The 21,913-nt window shown below is 71.5% G+C and carries 26 protein-coding genes and 1 pseudogene; 11 read left to right on the forward strand and 16 right to left on the reverse strand.

Annotated elements, in window-relative coordinates:
• Window positions 1–5: 5 nt before the first annotated feature.
• Together OJ997_RS17210 and OJ997_RS17215 are read right to left on the reverse strand one after the other, a co-directional pair.
• Window positions 6–671: a response regulator transcription factor gene (locus OJ997_RS17210; RefSeq protein ID WP_270026412.1), complete on the reverse strand. Its 666-nt coding sequence runs from the start codon at window positions 669–671 to the stop codon at window positions 6–8.
• A 9-nt stretch (window positions 672–680) separates the two neighbouring features.
• Window positions 681–1,241: a histidine kinase dimerization/phospho-acceptor domain-containing protein gene (locus tag OJ997_RS17215; RefSeq protein WP_270026413.1), complete on the reverse strand. Its 561-nt coding sequence runs from the start codon at window positions 1,239–1,241 to the stop codon at window positions 681–683.
• 17 nt (window positions 1,242–1,258) lie between these two features.
• On the opposite strand from OJ997_RS17215, the gene OJ997_RS17220 reads away from it, so the two are divergent.
• Complete coding sequence (locus OJ997_RS17220; protein ID WP_270026414.1) at window positions 1,259–2,329, forward strand: ATP-binding protein; 1,071 nt, start codon at window positions 1,259–1,261, stop codon at window positions 2,327–2,329.
• Here the strand turns inward: OJ997_RS17220 and OJ997_RS17225 are convergent.
• The 4 genes from OJ997_RS17225 to OJ997_RS17240 all read right to left on the reverse strand — a co-directional run bounded on the left by OJ997_RS17225 (window position 2,280) and on the right by OJ997_RS17240 (window position 8,738).
• On the reverse strand, window positions 2,280–5,084 hold the full coding sequence (locus tag OJ997_RS17225; RefSeq protein WP_270026415.1) for an EAL domain-containing protein: 2,805 nt from the start codon (window positions 5,082–5,084) through the stop codon (window positions 2,280–2,282). The two genes, OJ997_RS17220 and OJ997_RS17225, sit on opposite strands and share 50 nt — an antisense overlap.
• A 71-nt stretch (window positions 5,085–5,155) precedes the next feature.
• A complete protein-coding gene (locus OJ997_RS17230; protein WP_270026416.1) occupies window positions 5,156–5,956 on the reverse strand; it encodes a lytic transglycosylase domain-containing protein in 801 nt (266 codons plus the stop codon).
• A 148-nt stretch (window positions 5,957–6,104) separates the two neighbouring features.
• A complete protein-coding gene (locus tag OJ997_RS17235; protein WP_270026417.1) occupies window positions 6,105–7,280 on the reverse strand; it encodes a glucose-1-phosphate adenylyltransferase family protein in 1,176 nt (391 codons plus the stop codon).
• A 372-nt stretch (window positions 7,281–7,652) separates the two neighbouring features.
• Window positions 7,653–8,738 (reverse strand): GTP pyrophosphokinase, encoded by a 1,086-nt coding sequence (locus OJ997_RS17240; protein ID WP_270026418.1) that lies wholly within the window; start codon window positions 8,736–8,738, stop codon window positions 7,653–7,655.
• 41 nt (window positions 8,739–8,779) lie between these two features.
• On the opposite strand from OJ997_RS17240, the gene OJ997_RS17245 reads away from it, so the two are divergent.
• Complete coding sequence (locus tag OJ997_RS17245) at window positions 8,780–9,964, forward strand: low temperature requirement protein A (RefSeq protein WP_270026419.1); 1,185 nt, start codon at window positions 8,780–8,782, stop codon at window positions 9,962–9,964.
• A gap of 103 nt (window positions 9,965–10,067) precedes the next feature.
• Window positions 10,068–10,223: a hypothetical protein gene (locus OJ997_RS17250; protein ID WP_270026420.1), complete on the forward strand. Its 156-nt coding sequence runs from the start codon at window positions 10,068–10,070 to the stop codon at window positions 10,221–10,223.
• A 4-nt stretch (window positions 10,224–10,227) separates the two neighbouring features.
• On the opposite strand, the gene OJ997_RS17255 is transcribed toward OJ997_RS17250, so the two are convergent.
• Complete coding sequence (locus tag OJ997_RS17255; protein WP_270026421.1) at window positions 10,228–10,434, reverse strand: DUF2188 domain-containing protein; 207 nt, start codon at window positions 10,432–10,434, stop codon at window positions 10,228–10,230.
• 41 nt (window positions 10,435–10,475) lie between these two features.
• A complete protein-coding gene (locus OJ997_RS17260; RefSeq protein WP_270026422.1) occupies window positions 10,476–11,315 on the reverse strand; it encodes a helix-turn-helix transcriptional regulator in 840 nt (279 codons plus the stop codon).
• 55 nt (window positions 11,316–11,370) lie between these two features.
• Between OJ997_RS17260 and OJ997_RS17265 the strand changes: the two genes are divergently transcribed.
• Entirely contained in the window at window positions 11,371–12,222 is an 852-nt protein-coding gene (locus OJ997_RS17265; protein ID WP_270026423.1) for a VOC family protein, read from the forward strand.
• On the opposite strand, the gene ypfJ is transcribed toward OJ997_RS17265, so the two are convergent.
• Entirely contained in the window at window positions 12,206–13,057 is an 852-nt protein-coding gene (gene ypfJ / locus OJ997_RS17270) for a KPN_02809 family neutral zinc metallopeptidase (RefSeq protein ID WP_270026424.1), read from the reverse strand. The genes OJ997_RS17265 and ypfJ overlap by 17 nt on opposite strands.
• 82 nt (window positions 13,058–13,139) lie before the next feature.
• Between ypfJ and OJ997_RS17275 the strand changes: the two genes are divergently transcribed.
• Window positions 13,140–13,358: a CDGSH iron-sulfur domain-containing protein gene (locus tag OJ997_RS17275; protein ID WP_270026425.1), complete on the forward strand. Its 219-nt coding sequence runs from the start codon at window positions 13,140–13,142 to the stop codon at window positions 13,356–13,358.
• On the opposite strand, the gene OJ997_RS17280 is transcribed toward OJ997_RS17275, so the two are convergent.
• Together OJ997_RS17280 and OJ997_RS17285 are read right to left on the reverse strand one after the other, a co-directional pair.
• Window positions 13,312–14,391: a carboxylate-amine ligase gene (locus tag OJ997_RS17280; RefSeq protein ID WP_270026426.1), complete on the reverse strand. Its 1,080-nt coding sequence runs from the start codon at window positions 14,389–14,391 to the stop codon at window positions 13,312–13,314. The two genes, OJ997_RS17275 and OJ997_RS17280, sit on opposite strands and share 47 nt — an antisense overlap.
• Window positions 14,388–15,383, reverse strand: a complete 996-nt coding sequence (locus OJ997_RS17285; RefSeq protein ID WP_270026427.1) for an iron-containing redox enzyme family protein — start codon at window positions 15,381–15,383, stop codon at window positions 14,388–14,390. The genes OJ997_RS17280 and OJ997_RS17285 overlap by 4 nt, the downstream gene beginning before the upstream one ends.
• A 106-nt stretch (window positions 15,384–15,489) precedes the next feature.
• Here OJ997_RS17285 and OJ997_RS17290 point away from each other — a divergent pair, with 106 nt between their 5' ends.
• Complete coding sequence (locus tag OJ997_RS17290; protein WP_270026428.1) at window positions 15,490–15,963, forward strand: SIMPL domain-containing protein; 474 nt, start codon at window positions 15,490–15,492, stop codon at window positions 15,961–15,963.
• Window positions 15,964–15,990: 27 nt separating this feature from the next.
• Here OJ997_RS17290 and OJ997_RS17295 read toward each other — a convergent pair whose 3' ends face one another.
• Window positions 15,991–16,389: a hypothetical protein gene (locus tag OJ997_RS17295; RefSeq protein WP_270026429.1), complete on the reverse strand. Its 399-nt coding sequence runs from the start codon at window positions 16,387–16,389 to the stop codon at window positions 15,991–15,993.
• Window positions 16,390–16,484: 95 nt separating this feature from the next.
• On the opposite strand from OJ997_RS17295, the gene OJ997_RS17300 reads away from it, so the two are divergent.
• Both OJ997_RS17300 and OJ997_RS17305 read left to right on the forward strand, forming a co-directional pair.
• Complete coding sequence (locus tag OJ997_RS17300) at window positions 16,485–16,778, forward strand: low temperature requirement protein A (protein WP_270026430.1); 294 nt, start codon at window positions 16,485–16,487, stop codon at window positions 16,776–16,778.
• Between the two features lie 17 nt (window positions 16,779–16,795).
• Window positions 16,796–17,467, forward strand: a complete 672-nt coding sequence (locus OJ997_RS17305; RefSeq protein ID WP_270026431.1) for a low temperature requirement protein A — start codon at window positions 16,796–16,798, stop codon at window positions 17,465–17,467.
• Here the strand turns inward: OJ997_RS17305 and OJ997_RS38125 are convergent.
• Together OJ997_RS38125 and OJ997_RS17310 are read right to left on the reverse strand one after the other, a co-directional pair.
• Window positions 17,385–17,789, reverse strand: a pseudogene (locus OJ997_RS38125) (NADAR domain-containing protein); the annotation flags it as partial. The gene OJ997_RS17305 and the pseudogene OJ997_RS38125 sit on opposite strands and share 83 nt — an antisense overlap.
• Window positions 17,789–18,814: an aldo/keto reductase gene (locus tag OJ997_RS17310; protein ID WP_270026432.1), complete on the reverse strand. Its 1,026-nt coding sequence runs from the start codon at window positions 18,812–18,814 to the stop codon at window positions 17,789–17,791. The gene OJ997_RS17310 and the pseudogene OJ997_RS38125, both read right to left, overlap by 1 nt.
• 94 nt (window positions 18,815–18,908) lie before the next feature.
• On the opposite strand from OJ997_RS17310, the gene OJ997_RS17315 reads away from it, so the two are divergent.
• On the forward strand, window positions 18,909–19,388 hold the full coding sequence (locus OJ997_RS17315) for a hypothetical protein (RefSeq protein WP_270026433.1): 480 nt from the start codon (window positions 18,909–18,911) through the stop codon (window positions 19,386–19,388).
• Between the two features lie 11 nt (window positions 19,389–19,399).
• On the opposite strand, the gene OJ997_RS17320 is transcribed toward OJ997_RS17315, so the two are convergent.
• The gene (locus tag OJ997_RS17320) at window positions 19,400–19,555 is read right to left on the reverse strand and encodes a hypothetical protein (RefSeq protein ID WP_270026434.1); all 156 of its coding nucleotides are present in this window, start codon (window positions 19,553–19,555) and stop codon (window positions 19,400–19,402) included.
• A gap of 94 nt (window positions 19,556–19,649) precedes the next feature.
• Between OJ997_RS17320 and OJ997_RS17325 the strand changes: the two genes are divergently transcribed.
• Window positions 19,650–20,408, forward strand: a complete 759-nt coding sequence (locus OJ997_RS17325; RefSeq protein ID WP_270026435.1) for a 4-hydroxy-tetrahydrodipicolinate reductase — start codon at window positions 19,650–19,652, stop codon at window positions 20,406–20,408.
• Here the strand turns inward: OJ997_RS17325 and OJ997_RS17330 are convergent.
• Window positions 20,374–20,856 (reverse strand): hypothetical protein, encoded by a 483-nt coding sequence (locus OJ997_RS17330; RefSeq protein ID WP_270026436.1) that lies wholly within the window; start codon window positions 20,854–20,856, stop codon window positions 20,374–20,376. The two genes, OJ997_RS17325 and OJ997_RS17330, sit on opposite strands and share 35 nt — an antisense overlap.
• Before the next feature lie 118 nt (window positions 20,857–20,974).
• Between OJ997_RS17330 and OJ997_RS17335 the strand changes: the two genes are divergently transcribed.
• Entirely contained in the window at window positions 20,975–21,550 is a 576-nt protein-coding gene (locus OJ997_RS17335) for a putative glycolipid-binding domain-containing protein (RefSeq protein WP_270026437.1), read from the forward strand.
• Window positions 21,551–21,913: the final 363 nt, after the last annotated feature.

The raw sequence follows: 21,913 nt of genomic DNA on the forward strand, positions 1-21,913 counted from the left end.
TTTCGTCAAACCTCGAAGCGGAGCCCTACACCGCGCACCGTGACGACGTATCTTGGCGCGCGCGCATCGTCCCCCAACTTCCGGCGCAACGCGACGACGTTCATGTCCAGCGTCTTGTTCGAGCCGAGCCACTCGCCGTCCCAGACCGCGTTCATGACCTCTTCACGCGTGACGGTGCGGCCGGCGTTCTGCACGAGAAACGTCAGCAGGTCGAACTCGCGCGGGCTCAGCGCGAGCTCGTCCTCGCCGTGCCAGACGCGGCGGGCGAGCTTGTCGACGCGGACGTCGCCGGCCGCGAGCAGGTCGGGATTGGATCTGCGCACGTGCGCGCGCACGCGCGCGAGCAGCTCCTGCAGCCGGAACGGCTTGGCCACGTAGTCATCGGCGCCGGCGTCGAGCCCGCGGATCGCGTCCAGCTCGGTGTCACGGCCCGTGAGCATCATGATCGGGACGCTCGGGCGCGCGGCGCGGATTCGCCGGCAGACCTCTACCCCGTCCAGCCCGGGCATCTCGACGTCGAGCAGCACGAGCGCGTGGTCGCCCTCGACGCCGAAGCGCTCGGCCTCGATCCCGTCACGCGCCTCGTCGACCTCGTAGCCCTCCACGCGCAGGACATGGGAGAGCGACAGCCGCGTCCCATCCTCGTCCTCCGCCACCAGCACGCGCACCACGCGATGATCCTAGGGAGTTGTGAACGGGATGGAGAGCAGTACCGGTTCGCCGGCGCCCGTGATCGTCAACCTGGCGCACCCGTCGTCGTGCGTGGTCGCGAAGCGCAGCTGTCCGCCTTCCGGGAGCGCGTCCCGGGCCGTCGCCACCACGTCGAGCAGGAACCACTGCAGGTGGGCGGGCTCGATCGCGACGAGCGTGAGGGCGGACGCGGGCTCGTCGATGAGCGTCAGCCGGGGGCCGGCGAGGCGCTCGCGGGCGGGTCGGCTCGCGGCGATCACCTCGTCCAGGTCGACGATCTGGACGGCGCCGGGCTGCAGGCGGCAGTAGGTCTGCAGCCGAGCGGTGAGCACGCCGGAACGCTGCGCGGCGAGCGAGATCTGCTCCACGTCGGCGCGGAGCGCGTCGGAGAGCGCCGGGTCGGCGGCGGTCAGGTCGGCGAAGCCCATGATCGCCGTCAGCTGCGTGTTGAGGTCGTGCGCGATTCCGCGCGCGAGCCGCTCGAGCAGCTGCAGCCGGCGCTCGGGCGGGAGCCCCTCGAACGGCGGATCGGGTATGTCTCCAGTACTCAAGGGCTATAACTCAACGGGTGGATACGGCGCCGGACGCGCATGACGCACTCGCGCGGGCCAACGCCGCCAGTCGGCTGGCCGGAGGTGTGGCTCACGACTTCAACAACGCGCTGACGAGCATCTCGGCCTACGCGCACCTCGCGCTCAGCCGCCTGGAGCCGCAGGACCCGGTGCACGCCGACGTGCGCGAGATCGTGCGGGCGGCCGAGCACGCCGGACGGCTCGTGAGCCAGCTGATGGCGTTCAGCCAGGGCGAGCAGGCGCAGGTCGAGGTCGTCGACGTCAACCGCTCGGTCCGCGACGTCGGGCGGCTGCTGACGGTCGTGCTCGGCGAGCAGGTCGAGCTGGACCTGCGGCTGGCGAACGCGCTCCCGGGCGTGCACGTCAACCTCGGCGCGCTCGAGCAGGCCGTGATGCAGCTCGCGCTCAACGCGCGCGACGCGATGAGCGGCGGCGGCCGGCTCGTGATCGAGTCGGCGGTCACGGACGGGCGGGTGCTGCTGGTGTTCGCCGACGACGGGCCGGGGATGGACGCCGAGACCGCGCTGCACGCGGTCGAGCCGTTCTTCTCCACCAAGGGCGCGGTCGGGCTCGGCCTGACGACGGTCAACGCGCTGTGCGAGCGGCTCGGCGGGGAGCTCGAGCTCGAGTCGGCGCCGGGCATCGGGACGACCGTGCGCCTGCACCTGCCCGCGGTCGAGCCGCCGCCCAGCCCGGTCGCCGGCCGCCGCCCGCACGCGGCGGGCACGGTGCTGATGGTCGAGGACGAGGAGACCGTGCGCACCGTCGTCGAGCGGCTGCTGTCCGCCGAGGGCTACCGGGTGCTCGTCGCGTCCTCGGGCGAGGAGGCGCTGGAGCTCGCGGCCGCCGAACCGGGGCCGATCGACCTGCTCGTGAGCGACGTCGTGCTCGGCGGAATCACCGGCCCGGAGCTCGCCGCCAAGCTCAAGACGCGCCGGCCCGCGCTCAAGACGCTGCTGATGTCCGGTTATGCCGGCACCCCCGTCGGGCCCGTCGACGACTTCCTGCCCAAGCCGTTCAGCCCTTTCGAGCTGGCTCGACGGGTGCGCCGGATCCTGCGTCCCTGAGGAAGCTGGGCCGCAGCTCCACGGGCTGCGGGCGGCCGACGTGGTAGCCCTGCGCGTAGTCGACGCCGAGCTCACCCAGCAGGCGCAGCGTGGCGTCGCGCTCGACGAACTCCGCGATCGTGGGCTTGCCGAGGCCGCGGGCGATGTGGACGATCGCCTGCACCGTGAGCCGGTCCGCGTGGCTGTGCTCGAGCTCGCGGATGAACTCGCCGTCGATCTTGACGACGTCGAACGGCAGGTGCTTGAGGTAGTAGAAGGAGCCGAAGCCCGAGCCGAAGTCGTCCAGCGCGAAGCGGCAGCCGAGGTCGGCGAGGCTGGTGGCGAGCGCGCGGGCGCGGTCGAGGTTGGTGATCGCGGCGGTCTCGGTGACCTCGATCGTGAGGCAGCGCGGGTCGATCGGCGCGTTGCGGACCTCGGCGACGATGAAGTCGATCACGCCCGGGTCACTGATCGAGCCGCCGGAGAGGTTGACCTCGACGTCCAAGTGCAGCCCGGCGGCGTGGCGGGCGGCGAGCAGCTCGAGCGCGCGGCCGAGCACCCAGCGGTCGATCGCCTGGATCTGGCCGAAGCGCTCCGCGATCTCCAGGAACGCGCCGGGCGCGATCAGGCCGCCGTCGTCGCCGCACATCCGCAGCAGCAGCTCCGAGCTCTCCACCTGGTCGTTGCCGATGTGCAGGATCGGTTGCTCGTGCAGCGCGAACCCGTCGTGGTGGAGCGCGTCGCGGATCCGGTCCGACCAGCCGATGCGCGCCCGTAGGCGGTCGGTCACGGCGCTGCCGTCGCCCGTGACCGACAGGCGGTCGCGGCCGCTCTCCTTGGCGTCGTACAGCGCGATGTCGGCGTCGGAGAGGATCTCCTCGGCGGTCTGCTCGGTCTCGGGGCCGATCAGCCGGACGCCGATCGACGCCGTGGCGCGGACCGTCCGCTCCCCCACCGGCACGCGCACGCCGTCGCGGACCGCCTCGAGCAGCGCCTGGGCGACGATGTCGGCCTCCTCCTTGCCGCTGTGGGGCAGGACGACGCCGAACTCGTCGCCGCCCAGCCGGCCGACGATGTCGGAGTTGCGGCAGCGGGCGCGGAGCGCCTCGGCGATCGCGACGAGCAGCGCGTCCCCGGTCGCGTGGCCGTAGGTGTCGTTGACGAACTTGAAGTTGTCGACGTCGACCGCGATCACCACCGACGGGCTGCGGTAGCGGCGGCTGTAGGCCAGGACCCAGTCGAGCTCCTCGGCGAAGCGGCGGCGGTTGTAGAGGCCGGTGAGCGCGTCGTGGTCGGCGAGGTACTGCAGCTGGCTCTCGTGCCGCTTGCGGTCCGTGATGTCCTGCACGAGCAGGACGACGTGGGCGCCGGCGGGCGCGACCCGCACCTGCACCCAGACGGTCTCGCCGTCGGGGCGGGCGAACGGGCGCTCGGTCTCCTCGGCGCCCACGTGGTTCGGGTCGTACAGCTCCGGCAGGCGCGCGCCGACGAGCTGCGCGAGACCGGTGATCTGGGCGAGCTCCGGGTTGGCCTCGGTGATCACGCCGGTCGCGTCCGCGAGCGCCATCCCGATCGGCGCGTGCTCGAACGCGGCGGTGAACCGCTCACGCGCCTGGGTGGACTGGGCGTGCAGGCGCGCGTTCTCGAGCGCCTGCCCCGCGCGGTCGGCGAGCGCGGTCATCAGCCGCAGCTCGCGCGCGTCCGGCTCCGGCCGGCGGTCGCTGCGACCCAGCACGAGCAGGCCCCAAACGCCACCGTTCGAGCGCAGCGGGAGCGCGGTGCGCCACACGTCGCCGAGCTTGGCGGCCACGACGGGCGGCTCGTCGGCCATGCTGCGGTGGCCGTGCAGGTACGGTCGCTGCCCGGTCACCAGCGCGCCCTCGACGTGCGCCTCCAGCGGGCGCTGCATGCCGATCGCGCGGCGCGAGAACTCCCGCACCTCGGCGTCCGCCGCCTCCGCGGCCCGCAACGTCAGCGTCTTCCCGTCGGGCTCGAGCGAGAAGATCACGCACAGGTCCGCGAGGTCGGGCACGAACGTCTCCGCGGCGCGCTTGAGGGTCGCGTCCAGGTCGAGCGACTCCGCGAGCGCGCGCGAGGTCCGCTCGATCTGCCGCGCCTCGCGCTCCTCGCGCTCACGCGCGGCCGCGGCGCCGCGCTGGGCGGTGACGTCGCTGAAGATCGCCGTGGCGCCGACGACCTCGCCGGTGTGATCACGCAGCGGCAGCGCGCTGATGAGCGTGAGCTGGCCCGGCGTCCGCGTCTGCTCGGTGTGGACGGGGTGCCCGCTGAGCACCTGCTCGGGGAGCGTCTCGTCTCCGAGCACCTCGGCGAGGGAACACCCGAGCGCGGACTTCAGCGTGCAGCCCAGCAGCCGCTCGGCGGCGGGGTTGAGCCCGATCACGTGCCCCGCGCGGTCGGCGCTCACCACCGCGTCGGTGGCGAACTCCCGCGCGGCGAGGTCGGCGCGCAGCACGGCCGGCTCACGCCGGTGCGCGACCTCGTGGGCGCGGCAGGCGAGCGTGCCGTCCTCGTCGGTGGCGGCGAAGCGCACGGCGAGGGCGATCCGCTCGCCGTCCGCACGGACCGCGACGGTCTCGACCGCCGTGTCCGGACGCAGCGGCGCGTCGGGCAGCAGCGCGCGCACGTGCCGGCCGACGATCTGATCCGCCTCGTGGCCGAAGAGCCGCGTCGCCGCGCGCGACCAGGTGCGGACCACGCCGTCCGCACCGATGTCGCAGGTCGAGAGCGCTCTCTCCTCCTTGGCACTGCGCAGCAAATCCAAACCAACCTACCCATGGGTCGGTCAGCCAAGGCCGAGCGTCCGGATTGGCCGGATTTCGGGAGGTTTCAGACGCCCGGGCCGGTGATCCGCCGCGCGCCTTGGGGCGTGCGGACGAAGACCTGCCAGGCGTAATACGTGCGGAAGACGCGTTCGTCGGCGCGCATGCGGGCCGCGTAGCGACGGACCGCGCGCACGTAGGCCGTGGAGTGGTTGTAGGCGTAGAGCGCGCGGTCGAGGTCCTTCGGGGCGCCGGCGGCCTGCAGGTAACGGGCGGCGGCGAGGATCGCGTCGTGCGGGTCCTCGATGTCGCCGCCCGCGCCGTACGCGTCCCAGGTCGCGGGCATGAACTGCATCGGGCCACGGGCGCCGGACTCGCTCGCGGAGCGGACTCGACCGAACGCCGACTCGACGAAGTTGATCGAGGCGAGCACGGTCCAGTGGATGCCGAAGCGGCGCTCAGCTTCGGCGTAGTGCTGCCTGAGGGTCGCGGCGGGCGCGGCAGACGCCACGCGGACCTTCGGCGGCTTGCCGCGCGGGATCGAGTCGAGCAGGCGGCGGGCCTGGACGGTGTCGCGGGCCTCGCCACGCACGTCGCTGGGCAGCGCGGCGAGGGTGGCGTCGCCGAGCGGGCGGCGTTCGGCCATCAGGCGCAGGATGCGCTGGTGGTGCAGCGCGTAGAGCGTGACGTCCGCGGGGACCGTCTCGCCGGTCCCGTCCCAGGGCGTCGCCCGCAGTTGACGCGTGGAGGCGGTGAAGGCCTCCGCGAGCTTGGCGGGCTCTCGCGGGAGGGGCGCGTCCGCCGCCGGGGGTGCCGGGGCGTGCGACGGCGCCGCCATCGCGAGGATCAGAGCCAGCAGGCCGCGCACGGAGTGCGCAGGCTAGCTAACGGCCCGGCTTGATTTCTTTTACTTGGGGGAGCTTGTACGAGTGCATGTGCTTAAGAAGAACCTTCCCAGGCGTCGTGCTCGCACACATCACCCGAAGGTATGAAGATTGCCCACCCCTTTTCGACGTTCAGTCGTCATCCACCTGCGGAAAGCGTGCGCCGCTGGGCAGATCGTCCTCCACGACCGCGTGCAGGCCGACCAGCGCGATGTCGCCGCCGTGCTCGCCGACGTTCGCGCGCACGTCCACGTGGTCGTCGATGATCGCGTTGCGGACGGTCGCGCCGGCGCGGACGATCGCGCCCGGCAGCAGCACCGAGTCCTCGACGGTCGCGCCCCGCTCGACGATCGCCCCGCGACCCAGCACGCTGCGGGTGACGGCGCCGGCGACGGTCGCCCCCGGCGCGACGATCGCGCAGTCGATCTGCGCGCCCTTGCCGATCCGCGCTGAGGCGCGATTGGCGATCGCGCGGGTGAGGACCGGCCAGCCGGGATCGTCGAGGTCGATCGGCGGCTCGTCCCCCAGCAGCTCCATGTGCGCGGCGTGGAAGGCGGGGATCGTGCCGACGTCGCGCCAGTAGTCCTCGAAGCGGTGCGCACGCACCTCGCCCGCGTCGGTCAGGCGCGGCAGCAGGAAGTGGCCGAGGTCCTGCAGGTCGTCCTGCCCCTTCTCCTCCACGAGCTCGTCCAGGACGGCGAGGACCGGCTCGGGCGTGAACACGAAGACCTCGTTGGAGATCAGGTTGCCCTTGGCCTCGTCGGGCTTGTAGACGTACTCGGTGACCTTGTCGCCCTTGACCTGCACCACGCCGTAGCGGTCCGCGTCGTCCGGGTCGACCTCGGTCGTGACCATCGTGACCGCCTTGCCGGACTCGCAGTGCTCCTCGGCGACCGCGCGATAGTCGAGCTTGTAGACGGCGTCGGCGCTGACCACCACGAGCGCGTCCGGAGCGAACTCGCGGATCAGGTCCGCTTGGCTCCAGAGCGCCTCCCCCGTGCCCTCCTGGAACCCGGTCCCGGCCTCGTTGCCCTGCCGCGGATGCAGCACCAGCAGCCCGCCGGACGTGCGGTCCAGGTCCCATGGCCGCCCGTTCGCGAGGTGGTCGCTGAGCGACACGGGGTTGAACTGCTGGGACACCCACACGTCGTCGATCTGCGCGTTGAAGCAGTTGCTGAGCGGGAAGTCGATCAACCGGTGGGTCCCGGCGAACGGCACGGCGGGCTTCGCGCGCGTGTGCGTGAGCAGCTCCAGGCGGCCGCCGGCGCCGCCGGCGAGGATCAGTACGAGGGTCTTGATTCGGGGCACGGACTCCCCCTACCCCGTGAGCGCGGGATGAGAGCCTGCGAGCACGGCGGGCACAGCGACGCACTCGCTGTATCAAGCTGCCGGCGACTCCAGGGTGACGTCGTCCGGAGCCTGCAGGCAACATGACCTACTCGCATCACGCAGTATGGGGCCGAATCGGACGACGCTGCACGCCTTGGAGAGCTGGGCGCCCTGGTCGCGACGGGATCTCGCATCGGCCCCTACCGTCGTCCACGTCGAGACGGGCACGCGCTCAGATGTCGTGCGAAGCGCTACGAAGCGGCCGCGAACCTTTCAGGCATCGCTCGCGTAAGTCAGCCATGGGGAACGAGCGACCGCCCGAGCGTCGATGCTTCACAACGACAACCGCGATTAGGTAACCGTCTCTTTTGACGCGTGCCGAGCCTCTCTGGCGGCTCGCAGACCCGCCTGTACTGGCGCGACGAACTGAGTGTCGTCGATGACGGCAGCTTCATCAGCGTCAATAAGCGCGATCGCAGCCAACGTGTCTGCTGCAACCGCGAAGAACTCTCCGCCGGCTTCGTGCGCCTCCCGAGCTGCCGTAGCCAGCGCATCGACGCCCCAGGAGTCGGCCGACGTCAACAGATCATCAAGCTGGTTCAGGGTCCGGATGTTCGACGCTCGGAGCAGAGATAGGAGTCGATCCATTGCAGTGTCATCAAAGATGTCGCCGTCCCAGGGTTCTAGGCCAGCTTCAAGAGCGCGTTGTTGCCAGATGCTCGCGGCGTCGGTGTCTTCGAGAAATGCGCGCAGTGACAGCGCATCGACCTCAGCGCTTAGATCCCCACGCGCCACGCGGTCTGCGTAAGCCTGCTGAATATCCGCACTGAGTGCACGTAAGGCGCTGAATTGATCGTCTGCGACCTCAAGCAAGGCACTCAGCGTGAACAATCTGCGCTGAAGATCGCGTGGCAAGTCTTCCTTCTTGTATCGGATCTTGTGGTCGACTGCTGCCCACGCATGCTGCATCGCGGTACGGACTTGGATCTCTGCGCACACGTCAGCGAAGCGTCGCCATTCGGGCAGGGCCGCTCGCGCCGCCGGCAGTCTGATCACGTAGTGGTCAGAGCGATAGCCGAACCGATCGGGGTCGCGATCTGCACCCTGACGAAGCGAATGGTTCCAGTCGACTGCAAACTCGCGCTCGATCAGCTTTCCGACATCTACGACATCGTCCGCGTAATACAAGATGATCCGTAGTCCCGTCAGGTCCGTGATGTCCTCAAGCGGGTCCGGGTACTTCGAGTTCTTGCGTTCGATCTTCTCTGTGAAGCTCGAGACTGTCTTCGTGCGTTTCTCCAGCTGAACGTAGTCGACATCTTCAATCTCCAACAGGCGCTCAAAGAGCCGCGCAAGTTCTGCGGTGAAGGCGATCCGCTGCGACCGGACCTCCGCGTATTGTTCACCCCATTCCGTGGCCGACGGGCGTTCTGGCACGAGCGCAGCATGCCAGATCCGCCTAGCCTAGGCTCCGGCTCGTGACCGCCAGCCAGGAGCCCCGCCGCCGCATCGTGCGGGCCGACCCGCGCGACGCGACCGTCTCCCCGCTTGAGCTGTTCTTCGACCTCGTGTTCGTGTTCGCGCTCACGCAGGTCACGGCCTTCCTCGCCGAGGACCCGACGTTCGCGCAGCTCGGTCGCGGGCTCGTGATCCTGGCGATCATCTGGTGGGCGTGGTCGGGGTACGCCTGGTTGACGAGCACGGTCGACCCGGAGCTGCTGCTGCCGCGGCTGGTGATGTTCGCGGCGATGGCGGCGATGCTCGTGATGACGCTCGCCACCCCGGGGGCGTTCGCGGACGACGGCGTGGTCTGGGGGCTCGGCTACCTGGCGGTGCGATTGCTGCACGCCGCGCTGTTCGCGCTCGCGGCGCGGGGGGACACGGCGCTGAGCAAGGCCGTGCTTAGCCTCGTCGGCTCGCTGATCCCCGGCGCGGGTCTGATCATCCTCGCGTCCGCGGCCTTCGAGCCGGGCACCACGCGCGACCTGCTGTGGATCGCGGCGCTGGTGCTCGACTACGGCATCGTGCTCAGCCGCGGCATCGGCGGCTGGCACGTGCACGCCGCGCACTTCGCCGAGCGGTTCGGGCTCGTGCTGATCATCGCGCTCGGGGAGTCGATCGTCGCCATCGGCGTCGGAGCCGAGGACATCGAGCTCACCGGGCAGGTCATCCTCGCTGGCGTGCTCGCGGTCGGCATCGCGTGCGTGCTGTGGTGGCTGTACTTCGACGTCGTCGCGGTGGTCGCGGAGCACCAGTTCGTCGAGGCGAAGGGGCTCGCGCAGCTGAAGATCGCGCGCGACTCCTACGCGCTGCTGCACCTGCCGATGATCGCCGGCATCGTGCTGTTCGCGCTCGGCGTGAAGAAGATCGTCGAGCACACCGCGGACCCGCTGAAGGACATGCCCTCGGTCGCCCTGTGCGGCGGGCTCGCCCTCTACCTGCTCGCGCACGTCGCGTTCCGGCTGCGCAACGTCGGCTCGGTCAACGTGCCCCGGATCGTCACCGCGCTCGTGTGCCTCGCGCTGATCCCGGTCGCGACGAGCGCGGCGGGCGTGGTCACGCTCGGCGTCCTGCTCGCCGTCTTCGCGGCGCTCACCGCGTTCGAGGTCGTCCGCTACGCCGAAGCCCGCGCGCGCATCCGCGCGGACCGCGTCGGGCGATAGCTCAGACGCGCCGCGTTCCCGCATAACGCGGACGTTCGCTGGGCAGGACTGGGCGGTCGGCCAGTTCCAACCGTCCTCACGCCCGCCTAGGATCGACCCAGTCTTGTTCGAACGCCGTACCCCACCGCCCCGCCTGAGCGTCTTGGAGCCGGGGCGGCAGGCCACGCGCCGGCGTCGAAGAGTCCCGCTGCTGGTGCTGGTCCCGGTGGTGCTCGCCGTCGCCCTGACGACGGCGGCCGTGCTGGGCTCGCTGGCCTAGCGAGCTATCCGCGGTCTGAGACCGCGATCTCGCGCGTGCGGCGGTAGCGGTCGTGAAGCACGACGCTGCTGCACGAGAACCGGCGGGCGGCGAGGCGCGCGGCGCGCTCGGCGTCCGTAGCCGTGTGGTGTTCCGAGACCCGCTCCGCTTCGTGGCGCACGAGCCACGATCCGCGCTGGTCAGGTTCGACGTGAATGGTGCTGGTGCTCATGAGGACGGGCTCTCCGCTGGACTCCGGGTGAGTCCACTGTGTCAGGCGTTCGAGGGATGACGGTGAAGATCGCGATACGACCGAGGCGCCACACCGTAGCGCCGTTTGAACGCGCGAGAAAAATAAAGTTGGTCCTCGAATCCGGTGCGATAGGAAACCTCGCCGACCGCTAGATCCGTGAACCGCAGCAATCGTGCCGCTTCCAGCATCACGCGTCCAGTTATGAGCTGTTTCGTCGTCTGCCCGGTGACGGTCGCGAGGGTACGTGAGAGCGCCGCGGCGGGCACGGCGAGCTCGTCCGCGTACCAGGCCGCGTCGTGGTGCGCCGCGAACGACCGCTCCAGCAGCGCGACGAAGCGGCGGTAGAGCGCGACGTCCGCGTCGTCGCCGCGCTCGGCGTGAGCGCCCTCGTACCAGCGCTCGATCCACAGCAGCAGCGCCGAGAGGAAGTGGCGCACCAGCTCGGCGCTGCGGACGTCGGCGGGCCGCGCGGCCTCCGCGCCGAGGATCGCGATCGTCGCCTCCAGCCCCGCCACGGACGACGGTGGCACCTCGACGGTCAGCGCTCCACGCCCGCCGACGAGCCACGCCGGCGCGTCCAGCACCAGCTCGCTCTCGAACCGCACGACCGCGCCCGAGAAGACCGCGCGCTCGAGCACGTGCACGCGCCCCTGGCCGATCACGGTGAGCGTCCCGGGCCGGATCGGGAACGCCTCGCCGTCGACCGCGTGGGTGCCCTCACCCCGGCGCGTCCACAGCAGCTCGTGGTAGCCGTGCCGGTGCGGAGCCCGCGCGCCCCGCTCGGCCGCCGCGCCCGCCGCGAAGTCCTCGAGCTGGACGACCTGCAGCGCGCCCGACAGGTGGTCGACGGGAAAGTCCATGTGTCCGCGAGGGGTTGCCATGTGAAAGTGACCCGCGCGACGCGATCCTAGTGGCATGACCGCGACTTCCCAGACCCCGACGCTCCCCGCCACGCTCACGCTCGGCGCGGTCCACCTGACGGTGTCCGACCTCGACCGCTCCGTCGCCTGGTACCAGCGCTCGCTCGGCTTCCGCGTGCACACGCACGAGCCCACCCATGCCACTCTCGGCGACGGCACGACCGTCACGCTCGAGCTGTTCGAGGATCCGGCCGCGAAGCCCGCCGGGCGCCACGCCGGCCTCTACCACTACGCGCTGCTGTACCCGACGCGCGAGGAGCTCGCCCGCGTCGCCGTGCGCCTGAGCATCACCGAGACCCCGATCGAGGGCGCTTCAGATCACCGCACGCACGAGGCGATCTACCTCCCCGACCCGGACGGCAACGGCATCGAGCTCGCCGCCGACCGCGCGAAGACCGAGTGGCCGACGGACCTCGGCTACAGCCGCGGCCCCGCGCCGCTGGACTTCCAGGCGCTCCTGGGCACGATCGCCGGCGAGACGCCCGAGGCGCACGTCCGCGAAGGCCTGAAGATGGGCCACCTGCACCTGCACGTCGGCGATGTCGACCAGGGCCTCGCCTTCTACCGCGACGTGCTCGGCTTCGAGGAGCAGGCGAACCTCGGCACGGCCGCGTTCGTGAGCGCGGGCGGCTACCACCATCACCTCGGCTTCAACGTCTGGCGCGGCCGCGGCGTCGGGCCCGCGCCCGAGCACACCGTCGGCCTGCGTCACTGGACGGTCGAGCTGGCCACGCCGGAGGACGTCGCGGACGTGCGCGCCCGCGTCGAGACCGCCGAGGAGATCGACGGCGGCTTCCTCACCCGCGACCCGTGGGGCACCGCGGTCGCGTTCACAGCGCGTTCGTAGCGAACGTGTCGCAGCGGCGCGCGTCGCCGCCGCGGAAGCCGGTGTTGAACCACTTCTGGCGCGAGGCGGCCGAGCCGTGGGTCCAGCTCTCACGGTCCACGCGCCCGGTCGCGCGCTCCTGGATGCGGTCGTCGCCGACGGCGGCCGCCGCGTCCAGCCCGTCGGCGATGTCCTGGTCCGTCAGCTCCTCGATGAACTCGGTCTCGACGGCGTTCGCCGCCCACACGCCGGCGTAGCAGTCGGCCTGCAGCTCCAGCCGGACCGAGCCGGAGGTCTCGCCCTCGCGATCACCGCCGACCTTCGCGTCCGTGCCGAGAAGGTGCTGGACGTGATGGCCGTACTCGTGCGCGATCACGTACGCCTCGGCGAACGGCCCACCCTGCGCGCCGAACCGCGAGCGCAGGTCGTCGTAGAAGTTCAGGTCGATGTAGATCTGCTGGTCGGCGGGGCAGTAGAACGGGCCGACCGCCGATGTCGCGCCGCCGCAACCCGTCTGCGTCTGCCCGCTGAAGAAGTTCGTGGGCGCCTCGCGGTAGCCCTCGACGGTGTCGCCCCAGTAGGCCTGCACGGAGTTGACGACGCCGACGATCCGGCAGTCCTCGTTCTGGTTGGCGTCCGCGCCGGTGCGGCAGCTCGACGAGAGCTGCTGGTTGTCCTCCAGCGACACCGAGTCCGTTCCGCCGCCGACCGGCACGTCGACGCCGAGCAGCGCGAGCACGACGACCACCACGATCGTCCCCACACCGCCACCGACGGCGACGCCACGGCCGCCGCCACCACCGCGCCGGTCACGGACCTGGCCGGTGTCGAGCTTGGATCCTGGACGAAAGCGCATGCGAACCGCGTCCTTCCCGGCCGCGAGGCGAACCACGCATCGGGTCTGGATGACCGCGCGCCGAGCGGGGTAGGGCCGGCATGTGACCGAACCTTCCATCACCGTCTATCGCGACGGCCCGTTGCTGCTCCGCGGGGACGTCCAGATCGTCGATCAGGACGGCAACGTGATCGAGCCCGGCCGTGAGAAGACCGTCGCGCTGTGTCGCTGCGGCAAGTCCCGGATGCGGCCGTTCTGCGACGGCACGCACAACGTCATCCGGTTTCGAGCGCCCGGCGCGCAGGAGCGCGGACGGGAGTGAGGAAGCGGTCGGCGAGATACGCCGCCGCGCCTTCCACGCCCACCGCGCGCTGTCGCAGCGCCCCGTTGCGGATGACCATGCGCGGGACCTGCGCGAGCTCGTCCGCGCAGCCGATCCGCTCGGCGACGGGCATGAGCGTCTCGACCCGCTCGAGCAGGACGTAGCGCACCGGGCGTTCCTCGCCGCTGTCGTAGTCCTTGAACGTCGCCTCGACGCCGTCGCGCAGCGCCGCCCAGCGGTTCTCGCCAATCTTCCACGACGGCACCACCGGCCGCTCCTCCTGCTCGGCCAGCCAGGCGACGAGCGCGTGCGCGTAGGCGGTCACCGCCGCGGTCTCCTCGAGCGTCGTCTGCGCGTCGCAGACGCGGATCTCGAGCGTGCCGAACGTCAAGTGCGGCCGCAGTTCCCACCACCAGGAGCCGGGCTCGGGCACGGCCCAGGCCAGCGCGTCCGCGTAGGCGTCCCAGGACTCGAAGGCGGGCGGGACGTTCTGGCGCGGGAGCAGCCCGTTGATGAGCGGGCGCACGGACGCGAAACCGGTGTCGCGCCCGGCGTGGAACGGCGCGTTGGCCGCGAGCGCCGCCAGCTCGGGCAGGTAGCCGCGCAGCGCGTTGTAGACCGCGAGCGAGCGCTCCGCGGTGCCGACGGCGACGTGCACCTGCAGCGCGCACACGAGCTGCGCGCGGGCGACGTCGCCGTAGCGCGCGAGGATGTGCTCGTAGCGCTCGTCCGTGTTGAGCTCGCCGAGCGGGGCGGCGAAGGGATGGACGCCCGCGACGCCGAGCCGCGCGATCCCGTCCGCGGCGTCCGCGGCCGCCTGGCGCGCGTCGGCGAGCGCGCTGATCGCCGCCCCCACGGTGGCCGTGGGCGGCGTGTTGAGCTCGAGCTGCGAAGCGGGCAGCTCCAGCTTGGCGTCGGGGATCCGTTGGGCCACCGGCGCCAGGTCGAGCGTCGCCGGATCCAGGAGCATGACCTCCTCCTCGAGCCCGACGGTCAGCGGCTCGTCCGTCTCGAACGCGTCGCGGAGCGTCACGGAAGCGCCAGCACGCTTCCGTCGTGCAGTGACGATTCGCCGGCCTGGAACCGCTCCATCACGTGCCGTGCCCAGCGCCCGTCGATCGCCGTGAGCGCGCGGGCGCCCCACAGCACGTCGGCGCCCAGCTGTCGGTCCTGCAAGGCGAGCCCGCCCGCGAGGTCGACGGCGGCGATGCTCTCGTGCACGGCGTCGGCGACCACGTGCACGTCGAAGAACACGACGGCGTCCTCGCGCTCCCAGCCGAGCCGGCGCAGGCCGCTGCCGTAGCGGCGGTTGGGCACCGAGGAGGTCATCTCGAACAGCGCGAGGTGGCCGACGATCGCGCCGCGGCGGGATCGATGCAGGCCCATCCACGACATCAGGTTCACGGTGGCGAGCGTCACGCCGGGGATCCGATCCAGGTAGGCGCCGTACGTCGAGTCGAGCCCGACGGCGTCCATCGTACGCGCGAACAGCTGCGCGTGAACCTGCTCGGGGCGGCCCTCGCCGTACTCGTCGGCCTGGATCTCGACCAGCGCGGCCTTCGGCGCGCCGTGCAGGCGCGGGATCGCCCAGGAGTGCGGATCGGCTTCCTTGAGCTGGTAGGCGGAGCGGTGGATCAGGAACTCGAGCACCTGCTCGCGCGTGGCGTCGCGCTCGATGAACGTGGAGACCGACGGCGCGTCGTCGGCCTGCATCAGCTCGCGCAGCTCGACGTCGATCTGCGCGGGGTCGGGCGGCTCGCCGGGCGTGCCCGCCAGCGCGCGCACGTCGGCCTCGAAGGCGGCTTCCAGGACGGCGCGGAACGCCAGCAGCCCCGGATTCCACTCCCAGGCGTCGTCGACGCCGTCGAACCCGCGGTAGTGCAGCTCGTAGCAGCAGTACAGGGCGAGCTGCAGGTCCTCGAAATCGATCGGGTCCGTGGGGAGCTCGATCGCGTCTGGTGGGTGCCGGAGGGCCGTCAGCAGCACCTCGCTCACGGGCCCGCGCGGCTGGGGAAGGGTGGCCATGCGGAGGCCCTACCCATCCCGCCGAGGTTTCCCCACGCCGCCGATCGGTCACAAAACCGCTTCCCCGCGACACCAATGATCAGGTATCGATCACTGAGGAGGAAGCATGCCCAAGTCCATGACGCTGGTCGCGGTGGTAGGTCTGTTGCTGCTCGCGGCGCCGGCCGCGCAGGCCCAGGCGCCGGCCACGTTGAGCGCGACGGGGCTCGCGCAGGAGCCGGTGACGCCGGAGGACAACAAGAGCGAGACGTCGATCCGCGAGGCGCTGGAGGCCGCGCGGGCGAAGGCGCTGCCGCGGGCGATCACGGACGCCAAGCGGCGGGCGCAGGAGCTCGCGACGGCCGGGAGCGTGACGCTCGGGACGCTGGTCGGGATCACCGACGGCGGCCAGGCCAGCGCGTTCGGTCCCTACGTCTACGGGTCCTTCGGACCGAACAAGTACTGCGGGAACGTGGCGAACTACAAGACCGTCACCCGCAACGGCCGGCGCCAGCGCGTGCGCGTGAAGGGCACGCACCGGGTGTGCCGCTACCCGCGGCAGGTCTACGCGAGCGCGACGGTGACGTTCACGATCAGCTAGAAGGTCGCTTGCCCCAGCGCACGCCGCTCACGGCCGCACCGCGGCGAGCGGGCCGTCGAGGTACTCGGCGCTGCGGCGCAGGGCGACGGCGGTCTCGTCGAACGCGCCGGTCTCCTGCACGGCGGACGCGGCGCTGACCATGGTCTGCTGGAGGCCGGCGATCGCGATCGCGGCGTCGGCCCGCTGGTCGCGGTCGAGGTCGGCCGTGTCGAGCTCCTCGACCAGCCACGCGACCTCGCCCGTCGCCGCGTCGGCGCCCTTGGCGAGCTCGGCGAGGCTGGCCTCGGCGCGCTGCGGATCGCCGTACGCGTCGTGGCGGCCGGCCTCCATGGCGGACTGGACGGCGAAGGCGGTCGTGAGCTCGGTCAGGGAGACGATCGCGTCAAGGACCTCGCTGGGGATTCGGATGGTGGACTTGAACGGCATGTCCCTGGTATCGGACCGCACCGTCAAGTTGGGGTGGGCGGTTCCTCAAGAACCAGTCAAGCTACGGCTGTGCACGAGGGTGGAAAGCGGGTCTCGTGGGTCGAGCTCTACCTCGACCTCGTGGGGGTGACCACGGCGACGACGACCGGCCGGAGCACCTGCTGTTCCTCGCCGGATCGATCCCGATCGGCGTTGCCGCGGTGGCGATCGAGCCCGCCGCGCACGGCGACCCCGCGGTGTTCGCGGGTGCGCTCGCCGCGGTGCGCGTGCTCCTGGCGCTGGCGCACGGCGGCGCCCGTCGCGAGCACCGGCTCGCGGCCTTCGCGCCCAAGGATCCACGCGAGGCGCTGGACCCGCACCACTTCGCCGAGCGCTTCGGCCTGTTCTGATCATCCTGCTCGGCGAGGTGCTGGTCGAGGCGGGGCAGGCGCCGGTCGAGGGCACGTCGGGCTGGGTCGCGCTCGCCGCCGCGATGGTGCTGGCCGGAGCGCTCTGGTGGCTGTACTTCGACTCGTCGGCGGCGATCAACCTGCGCGTGCTCGAGCTCGCCGGCGGGTCGCCGACGCTGGCGCGGGCGACGTTCGCCGTCGGGCACATGATCCCGGCCTTCGCGCTGATCGGGATCGCGGCGGGCGTCGGCCTGCTGCTCGAGGAGGAGCCGCCGGACTTCGCCTACTTCCTCGTGGCGACCGGCGCCGGGCTCTACATGCTCGGCACCCACGCGTTCCTGCGCGCCCGCCGCGGGCCGTTCGCCGCGCGCATCCTGATCGTGATCGCCACGTTCAACCTCGGCCGCCTGCACGAGGTGTTCTCGCCGCACGAGTACGTCGTGTTCGTCGCGGCGTGGGTGACCGTGTGCGCGGCCCTATCGACGCAGTTCGGCGCGGACGGCCATGTGGGCGCGGCCGAGAAGGTTGGTGCCGGCGAAGCGCCCCGTCGCGGGTGCGGATGCCCCAGATCGCGTCGGTGGGTGAGTCCTCGAGGATCAGCACGTCGCCGGTCGCGACGAGCCTGGCGGCGTAGTCGGGGTTGGCGGCGTACCAGTGGCGGAGGATCTCGACCATCACGCCGAGCTTGACCTCGTCCCAGTCGGGGCGCAGCTGGACCTTGCGTCCGCGCGCCTTCGCCGTCTTGGGCTCCTTGGCGGTGCGGATCGACTCGTGCTCGTCGTGGGTCACCGTCTTGTGCGCCATCAGCGCGTGCTCCTTCGACGGGTAGGTGGTCGTGCGGCCCGTGTGCGGGTCGGGCATCTTCACCGGGCCGCCCTCGAAGTTGCTCAGCCACGCCCACTCGGGCGCGCTGCGGCGGCCGTAGAAGACGACGGCGTCCTCCGGCAGCGCGTCCAGCTCGACCGCGGGCGGCGCGTCGAACGGCTCGAAGCTCAGCTCGGGCGCCGGCATCAGCCGAGCGTGCGGTCGCGCTGGTCGAGGCCGAGCTCGCCGTACGGGTAGTCGGGCGGCGCGGGGTCGCTCGCGGCGTCCAGCGCGGCCGTCTCCTCGGCGGTGAGGTGCACGTGGGCGGCCGCGAGGTTGGCCTCGAGCTGCTCGAGCGTGCGCGCGCCGAGGATCACGGAGGTGACCTGCGGGCGGTCGTGGACCCACGCGAGCGCAACCTGGGCCATGCTGATCCCGCGGTCCTCCGCGATCCGCTCGACCGTCTCGATCACGTCCCACGTGCGCTGCGCGCCGCCGCGCCGATCGTAGGCCTCCATGCCGCGGCCCGGGTCCTCCCCCAGCCGCGTCGTGCCGGACGGCCGCGCGTCGCGCTTGTACTTGCCGGTCAGCCAGCCGCCGCCGAGCGGCGACCACGGCAGCAGGCCGAGCCCGTTCTCCACGCACGCGGGCACGATCTCCCACTCGATCTCGCGCACGAGCAGGCTGTACTGCGGCTGCAGCGTGACGGGACGGGCGAGGTGGCGGTGCTCGGCGAGGCCGGCGACCTTCTGCACCTGCCAGCCCGCGTAGTTGGAGAGCCCGAGGTAGTGCACCTTGCCCGCGCGGACCGCGTCGTCCAGGAACGCCCACGTCTCCTCGAGCGGCGTGAGCGGGTCCCACGCGTGCACCTGGTAGAGGTCGATCTGGTCGACCTGCAGGCGCTTCAGCGACGCGTCGAGCGCCTGGCTGAGGTGGCGGCGCGAGAGGCCGACGTCGTTCGGCGCGTCGCCCATCGGGAAGCGGCCCTTCGTGGCGAGCACGAGCCGGGCGCGGGTCTCGGCGCTCTGGCGGGCGAGCCAGCGACCGATGATCGCCTCGGACGCGCCGCGGGTGTACACGTCGGCGGTGTCGATCAGCGTGCCGCCGGCGGCGACGAACGCGTCGAGCTGCGCGTGCGATCCGGCCTCGTCGGTCTCGTTGCCGAACGTCATCGTGCCCAGCGCGAAGCTCGAGACCGCGCAGCCGCTGCGGCCCAGGGTGCGGTGCTCCATGCCCGCGATCATCGCACCGACGTCCGCGTGCAGACGTCGCACCGCCGACGGTGCGGGTGGACGCGGCGCCGGCGGCGAGCGAGGCTGCGCGCTCATGCACCCCGCCGCCGGACGCATCCTCACCGAGCTCCAGCGCGCGCTGACCGCGCCGGAGCCGCTCGAAGCCCTCGCCGCGCTCACGCAGCTGCGCGGCGCGCTCGACGCCTACGAGCACGAGCAGGTGCGCCGCGCGCTCCGGCAGGGCGAGAGCTTCGCCGCGATCGCCCGCGAGGTCGGCATCTCCCGCCAGGCGGCGCATCGTCGCTACCGCGGGCTCACCACCGCCGAGCCCGTCTACACGCCGCGGATGCTGCGCGTGCTCCAGCTGGCGCGAGGCGAGGCCGCGCGGATGCACGCGGAGTTCGTCGAGGTCGAGCACGTGGCCCGGGTCCTCGCCGGACGGGCGCGACCGCTCAGCGCCGGCATCGGGCCGACCCGCGTCGGTCCGGAGCTGCGCGCGCTGCTACGCGAACTGGAACGACCGATCGAGGTCGAAGACCTACGACGTGCCATTCACGCCGCCGCGGCGGCGTGACCCGTCTCTCGCTAGCCGCGACCGGGGCAGGCGAGCAAGGACATCGCGACCAGCTCACGCTGTGTGAGCGGACGACGCTGCTCGTCTTCCGGCTTGACCGGCGATGCGACTTCGCGCACCTGCGGGACGTTGTACTGATGAGGCGAGGTGGACAGCCCTGCGTTCATATTGCGGCGAAGTTAGCCGCACTCCTGCTGCTGGTCAAGCGAAAGTTGGTCACCTTGCGTACGACAAACGTCCAAAAGGGGTGTGCTTAACGCCATGTCCATAAGAGTGCTCATCGCGGGAGCGACCGGATGGACGGGCGGGCCGCTCGTCGAGGCGGTCGTGGCGGCGGACGATCTGGAGCTGGCCGGCGGTGTCGCGCGGAGCGGCGGCGCGACGTTCCGCTCGGTTGACGAGGCGCTCGCCGCGGGTGGCGCGGACGTCTTCGTCGACTACACGAGTGCTGCCGTTGTGCGGGGAAATGTCGATGCGGCGCTGGCCGCGGGGCTCCACGTCGTGGTCGGCTCGTCGGGGCTGACCGAGGACGACTTCGCCGAGCTCGATGCCGCCGCGCGGGCGGCGGGCCGGGGCGTGATCGCGGCCGGCAACTTCTCCGTGCTGGCCGCGACGTTGTTGCACGCGGCAACACTCGCCGCCCAGCACGTCGAGCATTGGGAGGTGCTCGACTACGGGTCCTTCAGCAAGCCCGACGTACCGAGCGGTACGTCCCGTGAGCTGGCCGAGCGGCTCGCCGGGGTGCGCGCGCCGCAGCCCGCCGCGCACGACCACGACGTGATCGGGCCGCCCGAGGCGCGAGGCGCCGACGTCGCCGGCACACGGGTGCATTCGCTGCGGCTGCCGAGCTACGCGCTCTCGACCGAGGTCGTGCTGGCCACGCCCGACGAGCGCCTGCACATCCGCCACGAGGCGGGCGCGTCCGCGGCGCCCTACATCGCCGGGACGCTACTCGCGATCCGGCGCGTGCCGGAGGTCACGGGCGTCATTCGGGGTCTGGATCGCCTGCTGTTCGGCTGACTTCGAGCGAGTCCTCGAGCGCTCGCGCGACCTGCTCGCGCGAGCGTGCCTTGACCGCGCCGGCGATCGCGGCGCGCCAGCTGTCCTCGTCCACGTCGGCGGCCGGCTCGAGCCCGAGGTCCTTCAGCACCCGCGCCTGGTCGACGTGCGGCGCGATCTCCTCCGCCCGCCGCTGGGCCGCGAGGTGCTGCGCGCGGTGCAGCGGCGTCCGGCCCTCGGCGCCCGAGAGCGAGAGCAGGTCCGCGGCGACGAGCGGGATCGCACGCCGAGCGCACTTCTCCCATGGCGTCGCGTCGGCCGCGGAGTCGACGACGACCTGCCGCACCACCCGCCAGCCCGCATGGTGCGACTCGCACCGTGCCACCAGGAACCGCGCGAGCGCATCCGCCAACACCGGTGCCTCCGGGCTCGATCCGTAGTTGTCGAGATGCCGCAGCGCCTCCCCCACGGACCGCCCGCTCTCCACGGCACGAGCGAGCTCACGCGCGCTCTTCCGGGGTGGCCGGTGCCCGGCGATTCGCGTCAAGCGGTGATCACGTTCTGCTGCATCAACCGTTCATGGAAGCATGGATGGCCTCATGTCGACGTTCGCCGATCCGCCCAGGCAGGTCGCCTGGCGCCACAAGGACCTCCGCGAAGGCTTCGAGGTCGTCTTCATCGAACCGCGCTGGACCGTCGAGGGCGCGACCACCGCGGTCGAGGACGGCGCGGCCTTCGCCGTCCAGTACGCGATCGACCTCACTCCGGACTGGGTCACCCGCGGCGCCCGCGTGGCGTCGTTCGGGCGCGAGGTGCAGCTGCTCGCCGACGGCGACGGAAGGTGGTTGGTCGACGGGGTCGCGGTGCCGTCGTTGGACGGTGTGTTCGACGTCGACCTGGAGTCGTCCTCGTTCACCAACGCGTTCCCGGTGCACAGGTTGGCTCTGGCCGTCGGCGAGACGGCCGACGCGCCCGCGGCGTGGGTGCGCCGTGACACGCTCGCTGTGGAACGTCTGGAGCAGCGGTACACGCGGCTCCCGGATGACGCGGACGGGCGTTCGCGGTTCGACTACTGGTCGCCGGACCTATCGTGCGAGCTGCTGTACGACGAGTTCGGGCTGGTTCTGGACTACCCGGGAATCGCAGAGCGCGCGGCGGTCTGAAAAACGGCCATCGAGGGGGAAGGGAGCTGGAGCGCCGCCCGCGCCGGCTTCGGTGGGCGTCCGCTCGGGCTCCGCGCGGTGTTCCCTCGTGCCCGGGTGCCGGGATACCGTCAAGTTACGGGCACCGGAGAATCCGAGGAGCGTTCGTGGTCACATTGATCCGCTACACGTCCGGTCGACCAAGGCCGCGCACGACCGCGCTTCGAACAAAGGGGGTGCCGCAATCTACTTCCGCCAGGTGGAAGTAGATTGCGGCACCCCCCTCCCCGCGCCCGTTCATCGACCGGAAATCGATCACGCCGAGCCCAGGAGCGACGGACGAGGGACGATCTTCGATGACCGTAACTTGACGGTAGGCCTGCA

Origin of the sequence: Solirubrobacter phytolaccae (assembly GCF_027587195.1) — a bacterium.
Taxonomy (GTDB): Bacteria; Actinomycetota; Thermoleophilia; order Solirubrobacterales; family Solirubrobacteraceae; genus Solirubrobacter; species Solirubrobacter phytolaccae.

Coding starts and splice junctions, on each gene's coding strand:
- OJ997_RS17260 (WP_270026422.1), bottom strand. CDS start 11,315: ATGGACTTTCCCGTCGACCACCTGTCGGGCGCGCTGCAGGTCGTCCAG.
- OJ997_RS17265 (WP_270026423.1), top strand. CDS start 11,371: ATGACCGCGACTTCCCAGACCCCGACGCTCCCCGCCACGCTCACGCTC.
- OJ997_RS17315 (WP_270026433.1), top strand. CDS start 18,909: ATGCACCCCGCCGCCGGACGCATCCTCACCGAGCTCCAGCGCGCGCTG.
- OJ997_RS17295 (WP_270026429.1), bottom strand. CDS start 16,389: ATGCCGTTCAAGTCCACCATCCGAATCCCCAGCGAGGTCCTTGACGCG.
- ypfJ (WP_270026424.1), bottom strand. CDS start 13,057: ATGCGCTTTCGTCCAGGATCCAAGCTCGACACCGGCCAGGTCCGTGAC.
- OJ997_RS17290 (WP_270026428.1), top strand. CDS start 15,490: ATGCCCAAGTCCATGACGCTGGTCGCGGTGGTAGGTCTGTTGCTGCTC.
- OJ997_RS17255 (WP_270026421.1), bottom strand. CDS start 10,434: ATGAGCACCAGCACCATTCACGTCGAACCTGACCAGCGCGGATCGTGG.
- OJ997_RS17310 (WP_270026432.1), bottom strand. CDS start 18,814: ATGGAGCACCGCACCCTGGGCCGCAGCGGCTGCGCGGTCTCGAGCTTC.
- OJ997_RS17320 (WP_270026434.1), bottom strand. CDS start 19,555: ATGAACGCAGGGCTGTCCACCTCGCCTCATCAGTACAACGTCCCGCAG.
- OJ997_RS17325 (WP_270026435.1), top strand. CDS start 19,650: ATGTCCATAAGAGTGCTCATCGCGGGAGCGACCGGATGGACGGGCGGG.
- OJ997_RS17335 (WP_270026437.1), top strand. CDS start 20,975: ATGGATGGCCTCATGTCGACGTTCGCCGATCCGCCCAGGCAGGTCGCC.
- OJ997_RS17285 (WP_270026427.1), bottom strand. CDS start 15,383: ATGGCCACCCTTCCCCAGCCGCGCGGGCCCGTGAGCGAGGTGCTGCTG.